General features: G+C 64.9%; 10 protein-coding genes. 5 read left to right on the forward strand and 5 right to left on the reverse strand.

Going from position 1 to position 13,234, the window contains the following annotated elements; genetic code table 11:
• Position 1: 1 nt before the first annotated feature.
• Positions 2-1,045: a YeiH family protein gene (locus tag L0B83_RS05990; RefSeq protein WP_234757494.1), complete on the reverse strand. Its 1,044-nt coding sequence runs from the start codon at positions 1,043-1,045 to the stop codon at positions 2-4.
• Positions 1,046-1,158: 113 nt separating this feature from the next.
• Here L0B83_RS05990 and L0B83_RS05995 point away from each other — a divergent pair, with 113 nt between their 5' ends.
• The 3 genes from L0B83_RS05995 to L0B83_RS06005 all read left to right on the forward strand — a co-directional run bounded on the left by L0B83_RS05995 (position 1,159) and on the right by L0B83_RS06005 (position 4,563).
• Positions 1,159-2,715: a circularly permuted type 2 ATP-grasp protein gene (locus L0B83_RS05995; protein WP_234757495.1), complete on the forward strand. Its 1,557-nt coding sequence runs from the start codon at positions 1,159-1,161 to the stop codon at positions 2,713-2,715.
• A 73-nt stretch (positions 2,716-2,788) separates the two neighbouring features.
• Complete coding sequence (locus L0B83_RS06000) at positions 2,789-3,715, forward strand: alpha-E domain-containing protein (protein WP_234757496.1); 927 nt, start codon at positions 2,789-2,791, stop codon at positions 3,713-3,715.
• The gene (locus L0B83_RS06005; protein WP_234757497.1) at positions 3,712-4,563 is read left to right on the forward strand and encodes a transglutaminase family protein; all 852 of its coding nucleotides are present in this window, start codon (positions 3,712-3,714) and stop codon (positions 4,561-4,563) included. Before L0B83_RS06000 ends, L0B83_RS06005 begins: the two co-directional genes overlap by 4 nt.
• Positions 4,564-4,587: 24 nt before the next feature.
• On the opposite strand, the gene L0B83_RS06010 is transcribed toward L0B83_RS06005, so the two are convergent.
• Positions 4,588-6,039 (reverse strand): SDR family oxidoreductase, encoded by a 1,452-nt coding sequence (locus tag L0B83_RS06010; RefSeq protein ID WP_234757498.1) that lies wholly within the window; start codon positions 6,037-6,039, stop codon positions 4,588-4,590.
• A gap of 106 nt (positions 6,040-6,145) precedes the next feature.
• Entirely contained in the window at positions 6,146-7,528 is a 1,383-nt protein-coding gene (gene glgC / locus L0B83_RS06015) for a glucose-1-phosphate adenylyltransferase (RefSeq protein WP_234757499.1), read from the reverse strand.
• A gap of 104 nt (positions 7,529-7,632) precedes the next feature.
• Here glgC and glgA point away from each other — a divergent pair, with 104 nt between their 5' ends.
• Positions 7,633-8,832 carry a glycogen synthase gene (gene glgA, locus L0B83_RS06020; protein WP_234757500.1) on the forward strand — a complete coding sequence of 400 codons (1,200 nt, stop codon included), beginning with the start codon at positions 7,633-7,635 and terminating at the stop codon, positions 8,830-8,832.
• Between the two features lie 94 nt (positions 8,833-8,926).
• Here glgA and L0B83_RS06025 read toward each other — a convergent pair whose 3' ends face one another.
• Positions 8,927-11,035, reverse strand: coding sequence for an acyl-CoA dehydrogenase family protein (locus tag L0B83_RS06025; RefSeq protein WP_234757501.1), 2,109 nt, complete (start codon positions 11,033-11,035; stop codon positions 8,927-8,929).
• Between the two features lie 34 nt (positions 11,036-11,069).
• The gene (locus tag L0B83_RS06030) at positions 11,070-11,861 is read right to left on the reverse strand and encodes a TetR/AcrR family transcriptional regulator (protein WP_234757502.1); all 792 of its coding nucleotides are present in this window, start codon (positions 11,859-11,861) and stop codon (positions 11,070-11,072) included.
• Between L0B83_RS06030 and L0B83_RS06035 the strand changes: the two genes are divergently transcribed.
• Entirely contained in the window at positions 11,860-13,230 is a 1,371-nt protein-coding gene (locus tag L0B83_RS06035; protein WP_234757503.1) for an acetyl-CoA C-acetyltransferase, read from the forward strand. The genes L0B83_RS06030 and L0B83_RS06035 overlap by 2 nt on opposite strands.
• Positions 13,231-13,234 lie beyond the last annotated feature (4 nt).

Here is a 13,234-nt window from a genome sequence, read left to right on the forward strand (position 1 = left end):
GCTATCTAATCATGAGGCTGACGGCGCCCAGGCCCAACATGGCGATCAGGAACCAGGAGCCAAGCGCAACGAGCGCCGCGCGGCCACCCGTGAGCAACAGCGTGCGGACGCGGACGGCCGAACCCAGCCCGAACAGGGCCGAGGCGAGCAGGATGTCCTGGAGTCCGCCCGCCGCCTCCAGGACGCCAGGGCCCGCCCAACCCAAGGACCGGACGGCCACCATCGCGATGAACCCGAGCACGAAGAGCGGAACGATCGGCGGAAACTTGCCGCCGTCGTCGTTCGCCAGGGTTCCGTTGCGCGACTTCCGGCGCATCGACCAGCGCTGCGCAAGGCCCGCTCCGGCAACGATGGGCGCCAGCAAAACCACCCTCGCAAGTTTCACGATGACGGCGAGCGCCAGCGCCGCAGGACCGGCCGTCTGGGCAGTCGCGACTACCTGTCCGACGTCGTGCACCGAGGCGCCCGTCCATGCTCCGAATTGTTCCGGGCTCAGGCCCAGGGGGTGCATGAGCAGGGGCAGGACGCCGATCGCGAGCGTGCCGCAAAGGGTCACGAGGGCAACCGGCAGGACGGTGTCCTGGTGTTTGATGCGGCGCACCGCGGCCATCGCTCCGATCGCCGAGGCGCCGCAGATCGAGAAGCCGGTTGCTATCAGGAGGGCGCCATCGCGCGGAACCTTGACCAGCCGCGCGAGCCCGTACGTGCCCCCGAAACTGAGGAGCACGACGGCGGCAATCAGGACGAGCGCAAACCAGCCAAGGTCGAGGACATCGACAACGCTGACCTTCAAGCCCAACAGCACAATGCCCGCCCGCATGAGGTGCTTGCCGGCGAAGTCGAGGCCCGGGCGGGCGCGTCCGGCAGCCCATCCCGCCGTCCCCGGTATATTTGCAGCTAACAAACCCAGCGCTACAGCAGCTGTCATGGCAGGGATGGGGGGAAGCAAGGCATGAACAATGAAGGCGAGTCCAGTGGCGGCCACTGCCATGACAAGTCCGGCTCCCAGTCGGGAGACGGGAGCCGGAAAACGATTGGGGTGCATTCGTCAACCTTGATACAAGCAGGTGCTGAAATGCGAACCGGGTTCACGCTTGGTGTCGCAACACGCAGAACGCGAAATGCGTTCGTAATCGAAAAGGTGATTGTCTGAATCCCATGTCAGAGCTATTCCGGGATTACTCCGAGGTCGCCGCCCGTTCCGGCGCCTACGACGAAATGTTCGCCCCGGGCACCGTTGCCCGGAAATCCTACGGCCAAGTGGACGGCGCCCTCCGGGAGCTGTCGCTCGCGGACGTGAGCGCCCGCGCGGAGTCGATGGCACGGACCTTCCTGGACCGGGGCGTCACCTTCGATTACGCGGGGGAGGAGAGGCCCTTCCCTTTGGATATCGTGCCGAGGGTCATTCCTGCCGACGAATGGGATGTCCTTGAGCGCGGCGTCAAGCAACGCGTCCGTGCCCTGGAGGCTTTCCTGGACGATGTCTACGGACGGATGGCGGTGGTCGCCGACGGCGTCGTGCCGCGGGCATTGGTGACGACGAGTGCACACTTCCACCGTGCGGTGCACGGCTTCGAACCGGCCGGCGGCGTGCGGGTACACGTGTCCGGCATCGACGTGATCCGCGACGCGGGTGGCACGTTCAGGGTCTTGGAGGACAACGTCCGGGTGCCTTCCGGGGTGTCTTATGTGTTGGAGAACCGGCGGGCGATGGCGAAAGGTTTGCCGGAGGCGTTCGGGCAGCAGCACATCCGCCCGGTCGAGGAATACCCGCGCCGCCTGCTTTCGGCATTGCGGAAGACCGCGCCTTCCGGGGTGGATGACCCCACGGTGGTGGTCTTGACCCCCGGTGTATTCAATAGCGCCTACTTCGAGCACACCCTCCTTGCCGGGTTGATGGGTGTTGAACTGGTCGAAGGCAGGGACCTCATCTGCCGCGGAAACCGGGTGTACATGCGCACCACGGCCGGCGAGCAGCGCGTGGATGTGATCTACAAGCGGATTGATGACGATTTCCTGGATCCGCTGCAGTTCCGCTCCGATTCCATGCTCGGCTGTCCCGGACTGGTGAACGCGGCCAGGGCAGGCGGGGTGACGATCGCGAATGCGGTGGGCAACGGCGTCGCCGATGACAAACTGGTCTATTCCTACGTGCCCGACCTGATCAGGTACTACCTGCACGAAGAGCCGGTGATCGCCAACGTAGAGACCTTCAGGCTCGAGGAGAAGGAAGCCCGTGAGCAGGTCCTCGACCGCCTCGAGGAACTCGTGGTCAAGCCGGTGGACGGTTCCGGAGGCAAGGGCCTGGTGATCGGTCCGGATGCTTCACGGGAAGAACTCGATGCTTTGCGGAAGCGGGTGCTGGCGGACCCGCGCGGCTGGATCGCACAGCCGGTACTGCAGCTTTCCACGGTGCCCACGCTGTCGGGGGACCGCTTCGGGCCCCGGCACGTGGACTTGCGCCCGTTCGCGGTGAACGACGGCGACGACGTCTGGGTGCTGCCCGGCGGGCTGACCCGCGTGGCACTGAAGGAAGGCTCGCTGATCGTGAATTCTTCCCAAGGCGGTGGGTCCAAGGACACGTGGGTGCTCTCGGACTCCCCGCAACTGCCCGCCGTCGAGCTGCCCCGTTCAGCCATCACGTTGCGCGAGCAGGTCTCTGTGTGGCCCGTCGAAAGCAACTGGCGGGACCGCCAATCGGACCAGCAGCAGTGATCCGCCACGCACATGGCGCCGGAGCAGGTTACATTCATCGTCACAACGCAGGACCCGAAGGAGGCACAGCCCCATGCTGAGCCGTATTGCTGAATCCCTTTTCTGGATCGGCCGTTACGTGGAGCGGGCCGACGGAACGGCCAGGATCCTGGACGTCCATCTCGAACGCCTGAACCACCTTCCGCTCGAGGAGCAACGCAGTGTGGCGAGGGAGCTCCTGGCTGTCATGGGGGCCAGGCCGCAAAGCGAGGAATTCGGCTTGCCGGAGCTGCTGCACGCCCTCGCGTACGACAAAACGAGTGCCACGTCGATTGCCGGCTCGCTGGGCGCCGCCAGGGAAAATGCGCGGCGCGCACGCGAGACCGTGTCTTCGTCATTGTGGGAGAGCCTCAACACCACGTACTACGGGCTGAACCAGCACCGCAAGGACGTCGTGGGTACGTACCGCTTCTGCACCTGGGTCCTGGAACGCACCGCGATGGTCAGGGGACTCGCGGACACCACGGTGAGCCACGACGAAAGCTGGCTATTCCTGGTGCTCGGCCGCTCGCTTGAACGTGCCGACATGACCGCGCGGATGCTGTCCACCAGGGACGTCCTCTCCGCGGGAATGTCCTGGGTGAACATGTTGCGTTGCGCCGGCGCTTACGAGTCATTCCTGCGAACCCGCCGTGCGGCCTTCGGAGACCAACACGCCGCCGAGTTCCTGCTGCTGGACCGCCTGTTCCCGCGCTCGATCGTCTTCGCGCTGCGCGACGCCGACGAATGCCTCGCCAAGCTGGATCCTTCCGCACAGCGGGTGGGCTTCATCAACGACGCGCGCCGGATCGTCGGCCAGGCCCGTACCTTCCTCGAATTCCATCGCACCGACGATCTCATGTCCGAGCTGCCGGAACATATGGACCGGGTGCAAAAGGCCGTGACGCAGGCTTCCGACGCGATTTCCCGTAAGTACTTCAATCAGGCGGATGAACTGGCCTGGGTGGGAGAAGTTTCATGACCCGGCTGAGCATCGTCCACAAGACGGCCTACAAGTACAACCGCAGGGTCACCCTGTCGTACAACGAGGCGCGCATGACGCCGTTGACCGACCCGCAACAGGTGGTGCTTGAATCCTCGCTGAAGATCACGCCGTCGCAGGCTGCAGTGAGCACCTACCGCGACTACTGGGGCACCCGCGTCACCTCTTTCGATATGCAGATGCCGCACGAGCGCCTCGAAGTGGTCGCAACCACCACAGTGGAGGTCCACCGGGTGGAACGGGTGGCCCTGGACGAAGAGATCGTGGACTGGGATGTGATGGCTTCGGACGAGATCCGGGACCAGTACAGCGACTGGCTGCCCCAGTCGCAGCTCACCGGTCCGGGGGACGAAGTCCTTGGCATCATTCCCGGCGTCGTGGCCGGCAAGAACCCGCACGAGACGGCCATGGCCATTTTCGACTGGATGCGCGGCGAAATGAGCTATGTCAAGGGCACCACAGGTGTCACCACCAACGCCGAGGAAGCGTGGAACCAGCGCCAAGGAGTCTGCCAGGACCTGGCCCACCTGGCCATCGGATCACTCCGCAGCTGCGGCATCCCGGCCCGGTACGTGTCCGGTTACATCCACCCGCGTCCCGCGGCCGGGATCGGTGAAACCGTGGCGGGCCAATCCCACGCGTGGCTGGAATGGTGGGACGGCGAATGGCGCAGCTGGGATCCCACCAACCACAAACCTGCCGGAGACCTTCACGTCACGGTGGCTCGGGGTCGTGACTACCGCGACGTTCCGCCCTTGAAGGGGATCCTGTCCGGAGGTGGCGGCTCAGGCCTCACCGTGACTGTCGAGATCACGCGGCTCAACTAGCCGGGCCGCGGCCCTCCGCCGGACTTACCAAGGGGAGGGCTTGTAGTCCTTCAGGAAGACGCCGTACTGGTCTTCGCCGTTTTCGCCCATGACAATCGGATCGTAGACCCGTGCCGCCCCGTCCACGAGGTCGAGCGGCGCGTGGAAGCCTTCCTCCATGAGCCGGACCTTGGTGTAATGCGGGCGTTCGTCAGTGATCCATCCGGTATCGACGGCGGTCATCAGGATCCCGTCGCTGTCCAGCATCTCTTGGGCGCTGGTCCGGGTCATCATGTTCAACGCGGCCTTTGCCATGTTGGTATGCGGGTGCCCGGGGCCTTTGTAGGCGCGGGAGAACTGCCCCTCCATGGCCGAGACGTTCACGATGTACTTCCTGCGCGCGGTGGAACGCTTCATGGCTCCCCGGAGCCGGCTGACGAGGAGGAACGGCGCCGTCACGTTGCAGAGCTGGACCTCCAGCATTTCCAGCGGATCGACTTCGTCCACCACTTGGGTCCAGCTGTTGATGGTCGCAAGGTCCGGAACCAGTCCGCCGGCGTCGATCGCGGTACCTGTCGCAATCCGCTCCAAAGACGCGGAACCCGTGGACAGCGCAAGCGAGGTAATCGCATCTCCGGCAAGCACGGGATGTTCGGTGACGCTGTGGGTGAGGGCCAACGGGTGTTTGTCGTGGGCATGGCCGAACGTGACCAGCTCCGGCCCGCCGTTGGCGGCCTGGAGGGCCTCCGGCAGCGGTTCGTCCTCGGCATCTACCAGCGGTTTGTACGCATTCCCCGAACGACGGACGGTCTGGGCCGCATTGTTGATGATGATGTCAAGGGGGCCGGCTTCATTGAGGGAATCCGTCAGGGCCATGACCTGTGAGGGGTCACGAAGGTCGATGCCCACGATCCGGAGCCGGTGCAACCAGTCCGCGCTGTCCTCCATAGCGGCAAAGCGGCGAGCCGCGTCCTTGGGAAACCGGGTGGTGATCGTGGTGTGCGCGCCGTCGCGGAGCAGCCTGAGCGCGATGTACATGCCGATCTTGGCGCGCCCGCCCGTGAGGAGGGCGCGACGCCCGCTGAGGTCGGTGCGGGCATCGCGCTTGCTGTGGCTGAAGGCCGCACAGTCCGGGCACAGCTGGTGGTAGAACGCGTCTACCTGCGTGTAGTGCTGCTTGCAGATGTAGCAGGGCCTTGAGCGGATCAGGTGGCCCGCGATTTCCCCCGTGGCCGAAGTCGCCAGCTTGTTGCCGCGGGTTTCGTCGTCGATCCTGTCCGGAGCCGCTGTTGCCGTCAGTGCAATGACAGCGCGGTCGGCTTCTGCGATTTCGTCCCGCTTGGTGACCCGGCGATGGCGCTTCACTGCCTTGAACATCTTCCCCGTGGCACGGCGCACGGCGACGTAGTCGGGGTGCTCCTCGTCGTAGGCGTGGATAGTGTTCAAGACTTTGAGGCAGGCCTGGATCTCTTCAGGCGTCAAATCGGCGGGGCTCATTGTGTCGATTTTACAGGGTCGGACACAGCAAAGCCTCCCGGGCGGCAGGGGCTGGAGGCCTGCTGCCGCCTGGGAGGCCGGGGGCTGTCCGGGTCCGGGGTCCGGGTCAGACCTCTATGGAGGAAGCCTGGATTTTGGTGACCTGCTCAGCGGAGTCCCGGATGTCGGGGAATTTCTCCGTGGCGGCCTTGATGGCCTCCGGCACCGAGTGGCGGTGCTCGGCAGCCAGGGCGAGCTCGGCAGCGTCAGGCTCCGGTACCACTTGACCCTTGGAGAGGACGGTGATTCCGGATTCGGTGACCTTGAAGCCGCGGGCACGGTCCAGATCGGCGTCCAGGCCAATGGCAGCCCCGGCGGGAACCTGCACGTTCTTGTCGATGATGGCCCGCTTGACCACGGCGCCCTCTCCGATGCGGACCTTGTCCATCAGTACCGAGTCCTGGATCCTGCTGGCCGGCGCAACGTAGACGTCGTTGGAAAGGACGGACCCTTCAACTATTCCTCCGGAGATCACCGAGCCGCTGGCCACGATGGAATCCAAAGCGGTTCCGACAGTGTTGTTATCGCCGCGGACAAACTTGGCCGGCGGGGAGATGCTCTGCCGCGTATAGATAGGCCATTCCGAGTTGTACAGGTTGAACACCGGCACCGGGGAGATCAGGTCCATGTGGGCGTCGAAGAACGAATCAATGGTTCCTACGTCGCGCCAGTAGGTGCGGTCGCGGTCCGTGGACCCGGGAATGTCGTTGAGCGTGAAGTCGTACACGCCGGCCTCGCCCTGCGACACGAAGTAGGGGATGATGTCGCCGCCCATGTCGTGCTTGGTGTCGAGGCGCTCCGCATCGATGCGAAGTGCTTCCACCAAGGCGTCGGCGTCGAAGACGTAGTTGCCCATGGAGGCAAGGAATTGTGAGGGATCGGCCGCGAGGCCTTCGGTTTCGGCAGGCTTTTCCACGAAGGCCGAGATCTTCTGCGGATCGTTCTTGTCGACCTCGATCACGCCGAACTGGTTGGCCATGTGCAGCGGCTGGCGGACGGCCGCGACTGTGGCCTTGGCTCCGCTGGCGACGTGCTGTTGGACCATTTGCTGGAAGTCCATGCGGTAGACGTGGTCAGCTCCGACAACCACCACAATGTCCGGGTTGGCGTCGTGGATCAGGTTCAAGGACTGGTAAATGGCATTCGCGCTGCCGAGGAACCAGCTCTTGCCGACGCGCTGCTGGGCCGGGACCGAGGCGACATACCTGCCCAGCTGGGTGGACATCCGCCAAGTCTCGGAGATATGGCGGTCAAGGCTGTGCGACTTGTACTGGGTCAACACCACGATCTGGAGGTACCCGGAATTGACCAGATTCGAGAGAGCGAAATCGATCAATCGATACCCCCCCGCAAACGGCACCGCAGGTTTTGCCCTGTCTGCCGTCAGTGGCATGAGGCGGTTTCCTTCGCCGCCAGCCAACACAATTGACAATACTTTCTTCAACGCCATGGTTTTTGCTCTCCCTGTACGTCTTTGTAGCCCCCGAAAAAAGCCCGGGTTGCCGGACCCTTTCACACTAGAACACATACTCCGGAAGGACTACGTTAGGTAGCGTGCGCGTAGATATTGTGACTAAAGAGTTTCCACCCGAAATCTATGGCGGGGCCGGTGTGCATGTTGCCGAGCTCAGCCGCGTCTTGGCGAAGCACGTGGATCTGCAGGTGCGCGCTTTCGGCGCGCCCCGTGAGGCGGACTACCACGGCGCAACGGTGACGTCGTATTCCACACCGGATGACCTGGGCGAGGCCAATGCCGCCGTCCAGACCCTCGGCGTGGATTTGCGCATCGTGCCGGACATCGCCGGAGCGGACCTCGTCCACTCCCATACCTGGTACGCCAACATGGCGGGCCACCTCGCATCGCTGCTCCATGGGATACCCCATGTGCTCAGCGCCCATAGCCTGGAGCCGCTGCGGCCTTGGAAAGCCGAACAGCTGGGCGGCGGCTACGCATTGTCTTCGTGGGTTGAAAAGACAGCCTATGAGGCCGCCGCGGCTATCATCGCTGTCTCGGAAGGCATGCGGAAGGACATCCTGCGCAGCTATCCAAACGTGGATCCCGCAAAGGTCCGGGTTGTCCACAACGGCATCGACGTGGACATGTGGCAGCCGGACGAGGGCGAGGACGCAATCCGCGCCCTCGGGATCGACCCCGCCAAGCCGAGTGTTGTCTTCGTGGGCCGTAATACGCGGCAGAAGGGTGTTCCGTACCTCCTGAAGGCTGCCGCCAGCCTGCCGGAAGATGTGCAGCTTGTGCTTTGCCTGGGCGCGGCGGACACGCCGGAGCTCGCAGCCGAAACAGCCCGCCTCATCGAGGACCTGCAGGGCAAGCGCGAGGGCGTGCTTGTGATTGAACGCATGCTTCCGCGGCACGAGCTCATCCAGGTCCTCAGCCATGCCACGGCCTTCGCCTGTCCGTCGATCTATGAGCCCCTCGGCATCGTCAACCTCGAAGCCATGGCATGTGGAGCAGCAGTGGTGGCGAGCGCGACGGGCGGCATCCCCGAAGTGGTCCGGCACGGTGAAACAGGACTGCTGGTGGAACTGGAGCAGGTCACGGACGGAACCGGCACCCCGCTGGATCCCGAAAAGTTCGTGGCGGACTTCGCCGCCGCCCTCAACGAGGTTGTCTCCGATCCTGCGCGGGCAAAGGCCATGGGTGCGGCGGGCCGCGTCAGGGCGGAGGAACATTTCTCCTGGGAGTCGATCACGGAAACAACCCTCGACGTCTACCGATCGGTTCTCGGAAACTAGCAGACGGGCGGGAACGACGACGGCGCCGCATCCTCGCGTGAGGGTGCGGCGCCGTCGTCGTTAGCGGAGTGGGCGGATATCCACCTGCAGGGTGCTAGCGCGACTTTCCGCCCTTCAAGGCGAGGAGGCTCTTCTCGGCGGCAGGTGCGTCGCCGCTTGCCCGTTGCGCCTGGAAGTAGCCGCGGGCTTCGTCCTGGCGCTGCTCTTCCGCTCCCGAGGCGATGGGGGCCCGCAGGTGTTCGGGGCCGTAGCCGAAGGAATCCACCAGGTCCAGGGCATGGGGACGGATCTTGACGAGCAGCCTGTTGATGTAGGTGCCCACGGTGCGTCCGCGCTGCATCGAAAGGCGGCCGTTCATGAGGTACCAGGATAGGTGCTTCTCAATGAGCGAGAGCCCGAAAAGATCGCGCAGCCAGGTCAGCACTTGCAAGGTGCCCGGATCGCCGACCTTGCCGAGGGCTTCCGTGAACGCTTCCCACTGCAGCAGTTCGGCGTGGGCCTGGGCGGCTTCAATCAGATCGTCCTGGTGCTGGTTGAACAGCGCGGCGCCCTGGTGCTGCGGAAGCTTGTTCGCACCCTTCAGCGCGGAACCCACCTCCGCCACCATGGACTGCACCCGGTCCGTCAGAAGGGCTCGTTGGCCTTCTTCGTCGCGCAAGGCCAAGGCGGCTTTCTGGACTGATCCGGTGTCCGCAACGAACTGCGCCACTTGCCGCAGGCCGGTCCGGTGGATGGCGACGTCGGCAGCCTGGGCGGCCACGAAGCGGGCCAGCACGCCGAAGCCGACATTGCGGAACTCCTTGGCGTAGTCCGCCAGCAGGCGCTTGGCCACGAGCTGCAGTAGCACGGTGTTGTCACCCTCGAAAGTGGCGTAGACGTCCAGGTCCGCGCGCAGGGAGGCGAAACGGTTCTCGATGAGGAATCCTGCACCGCCGCAGGCCTCGCGGCACTCCTGGAGCGTGTCCAAGGCGTGCCAGGTGCTCATGGGCTTGAGGGCTGCCGCGAGGGTCTCGAGGTCCTGGCGGTCGGCGTCGGTGTCGTGCCGGCCGGAGAAGACGTCGTCGAACTTTTCGAGCAGCTGCTCGTGCGCGAAGCTCGCCGCAAAGGTGGTGGCGAGCCGGGTGAACAAGCGGCGCTGGTGGCGCTGGTAGTCCAGCAATACTTCCTCGTCGGTCGAGGAAGAGGCGTTGAATTGGCGCCGCTCGGTGGCGTACCGGATGGCGGTTGTCAAGGCCACTTTACTGGCCGCGACCGCGGCGCCGTCGAGGGAGACCCGCCCCTGTACCAAGGTGCCAAGCATGGTGAAGAAGCGGCGTCCCGGGCTGGCGATCGGCGAGGTGTACTCGCCTTCCGGAGAGACGTTGCCGTACCGGTTGAGCAGGTTGGTGCGCGGGACGCGGACTCCGGTGAAGTGCAGTCGGCCGTTGTCGATACCGTTGAGGCCGCCCTTGACGCCATCGTCTTCGCCGCCGATCCCGGGCAGGAACTCTTTGGTGTCCGGGTCCCTCAGTTCGACATAGAACGCGTGGACGCCATGGTTCACGTTGCGGGTCACGAGTTGGGCGAACACGACGGCGGCGAGGCCGTCCTCGGCGGCGTTGCCGATGTAGTCCTTCCACGCGGCGCGAAACGGAGTGTTGATGACGAACTCCTCGGTGGCCTCGTCATAGGTGGCCGTAGTGGCAATGCTCGCGACATCGGAGCCGTGTCCGGTTTCGGTCATTGCGAAGCAGCCCGGAATCTCCAGGCTCATGATCCCGGGTAGCCATTTTGCCTGGTGCTCTTCCGAACCGAGGTGCATCACTGCTGAACCGAAAAGTCCCCACTGGACGCCGGCCTTGATCTGAAGCGACGGATCGGCGGTGACGAGTTCCTCGAAGCCGGCGATGTTGCCGCCATGGTCATCCGAACCGCCGAGGCTGGCGGGGAATGCACGGTGTACGGCGTTGTTCTCCACGAGGTACTTCAGCTGGCCGAAGACACGCTTGCGGTGCTCGGTGTGCGTCAGGCCCTCAATCTTGTGTACCTCGGGGCGGCCCGCGAGCTCGCGCGCCGTGCGCCGGGTTTCGGCCCACTTGCCGAGCAGCAGCTCGCCCAGGGCCGCCACGTCCACGGCGGGGGCGGGCTCAACCGGCTGGGCGGGTGCAGGTGTTCCCGCGGCGACGCGGTTGGCGGAGGAGGTGCGGTCCACTACTTCAGTCATGGTGATTCCTTCTTTGGTTCCGGACAAAGTGGGGTCATTGCTGATATTCAGGGGCGTTGATTTTGAGTTCCGGGGCGATTCCGACGCACAACCAATCGGTGATCCGGGCCGCCATCGTTTTTTGGTCGGGTTTTGCAGGAGAGTCGGGACTGCCGAGCCACCTCTCGCCGGCGTTCCGGACCAGCCCGATCGCGGCGGTGGGCCAGTAGTCGATCAGCGCTTCCTTTTCCGCCCCCAGGTGTTCCCGCATGGGCCGGGCGATCATGGCGCTGACCGACTCGAAGAAGTTGCCAAGGGCTTCCGAAGCGGCGATGGCGTCTTGCGCCGACGGTTCGCCTTGCGAGAGCCGCGTGATGAACGCGTAGACGGCGGGGCTTGACTCCGCCATCTGCAGGTAAGCGGAAACCATGGCGAACAGGCCTTCGCGGGGAGTCTGAGCGCTTTCCGCCGCTTCCTGCATCCGCCGCTGCATCTGTGCAAGCACCACTTCGCCCATGGCTTGCTGGAGGCCGGCTTTGTCCCCGAAGTAGCGGTAGTAAACCGACTTGGAGGTGCTCGCCGCGTTCGCAATGTCCTCCATGGAGGCGTCGCTTCCCAGCGCATGGACGGCCTTGCGGGCGGCCTTGATGAGATCGCGGCGGCGCTCTTCGCGGTGGATCTGCCAGCGGGCGGCGCGGCCGTCGACGGCGGGAGCATCGCCCTCCGCAGGGGGCAGGGTGCCGGCCGGGGGATCGGCCGGAAGTCCTTGGTTGGGGATGTTCACGATACTCAGCGTATCAGGTACGCTGGGTATCGGTAACCCGATGTGATCCAAGGAGAAACGCATGCCTGCAGCAGCACATTCCGCGAGCGAACCACACGAATCCCGAGTAGCCCCAGGCACGGTCCGCCGGGCAGTGGTGGTTGGCGGGAACAGGATTCCCTTTGCCCGTACCGGCGGCGCCTACGCCAAATCCTCGAACCAGGACATGCTGACAGCCGCGCTGGACGGGCTGATCGCCCGCTTCGGCCTTCAAGAAGAACGGATCGGTGAAGTCGCCGCCGGGGCCGTCCTGAAGCATTCCCGCGACTTCAACCTGACACGTGAAGCGGTGCTTGGTTCGGCCCTTTCCCCCGAAACACCTGCCTACGATCTCCAGCAAGCGTGCGCCACCGGTCTGGAGACCGTTTTGGGCCTCGCCAACAAGATCAAGCTTGGCCAGATCGACTCGGCGATCGCCGGCGGCGTCGACTCCGCCTCGGATGCCCCGATTGCCGTCAGTGAGGGCCTCCGCGAAGTACTCCTCGATCTCAACCGCGCCAAGTCCCTGCCGGAGCGGCTCAAGATCCTTGCGCGCCTGCGTCCGAAGGACCTGGCACCGGATGCTCCGAACACCGGCGAGCCGCGCACCGGTCTTTCGATGGGCGAGCACCAGGCGCTGACCACGGCGCAATGGAAGATCAGCCGCGAAGCCCAGGACGAGATCGCGTTCAACAGCCACCACAATCTCGCCGCGGCCTACGATCGCGGGTTCTTCGATGACCTCGTGACTCCATACCGCGGGCTGAGCCGCGATTCGAACCTCCGGCCCGATACGTCCATGGACAAGTTGGCCACCCTCAAGCCTGTCTTCGGAAAGAGCCTGGGTGCGGAGGCGACCATGACGGCCGGCAACTCCACTCCGCTCACGGATGGTGCCTCCACGGTGCTCCTCGGCAGCGAGGAATGGGCCGACGCCCGGGGCCTGCCCAAGCTCGCCGTGGTCGTCGACGGCGAGGCAGCCGCCGTCGATTTCGTCCATGGCAAGGACGGACTCCTCATGGCCCCGGTGTTTGCGGTGCCGCGGCTCCTGGCGCGCAACGGCCTGACCTTCGAAGACATCGACTTCTTCGAAATCCACGAAGCCTTCGCCGGCACCGTCCTGAGCACGCTCGCCGCGTGGGAAGACGAGGAATTTGGCCGGACCCGGCTGGGATTGGACGGCGCCCTCGGCAAGATCGACCGCGCCAAGCTCAACGTCAATGGTTCGTCCCTCGCCGCGGGACATCCCTTCGCCGCCACCGGCGGACGGATCGTCGCTTCACTGGCGAAGATGCTCCACGACAACGGCCCGCTGGACGGCCGTCCCGCCCGCGGACTCATCTCCGTCTGCGCCGCAGGCGGGCAGGGCGTCGTCGCGATCCTCGAGGCCTACTCCGCTCCGGAAGGTCGGTAGCCGG

It is taken from the genome of Arthrobacter alkaliphilus, from assembly GCF_021483235.1.
GTDB lineage: Bacteria > Actinomycetota > Actinomycetes > Actinomycetales > Micrococcaceae > Arthrobacter > Arthrobacter alkaliphilus.

Coding starts and splice junctions, on each gene's coding strand:
- L0B83_RS05990 (WP_234757494.1), bottom strand. CDS start 1,045: ATGCACCCCAATCGTTTTCCGGCTCCCGTCTCCCGACTGGGAGCCGGA.
- L0B83_RS05995 (WP_234757495.1), top strand. CDS start 1,159: ATGTCAGAGCTATTCCGGGATTACTCCGAGGTCGCCGCCCGTTCCGGC.
- L0B83_RS06000 (WP_234757496.1), top strand. CDS start 2,789: ATGCTGAGCCGTATTGCTGAATCCCTTTTCTGGATCGGCCGTTACGTG.
- L0B83_RS06005 (WP_234757497.1), top strand. CDS start 3,712: ATGACCCGGCTGAGCATCGTCCACAAGACGGCCTACAAGTACAACCGC.
- L0B83_RS06010 (WP_234757498.1), bottom strand. CDS start 6,039: ATGAGCCCCGCCGATTTGACGCCTGAAGAGATCCAGGCCTGCCTCAAA.
- glgC (WP_234757499.1), bottom strand. CDS start 7,528: ATGGCGTTGAAGAAAGTATTGTCAATTGTGTTGGCTGGCGGCGAAGGA.
- L0B83_RS06025 (WP_234757501.1), bottom strand. CDS start 11,035: ATGACTGAAGTAGTGGACCGCACCTCCTCCGCCAACCGCGTCGCCGCG.
- L0B83_RS06035 (WP_234757503.1), top strand. CDS start 11,860: ATGCCTGCAGCAGCACATTCCGCGAGCGAACCACACGAATCCCGAGTA.
- L0B83_RS06030 (WP_234757502.1), bottom strand. CDS start 11,861: ATGCGTTTCTCCTTGGATCACATCGGGTTACCGATACCCAGCGTACCT.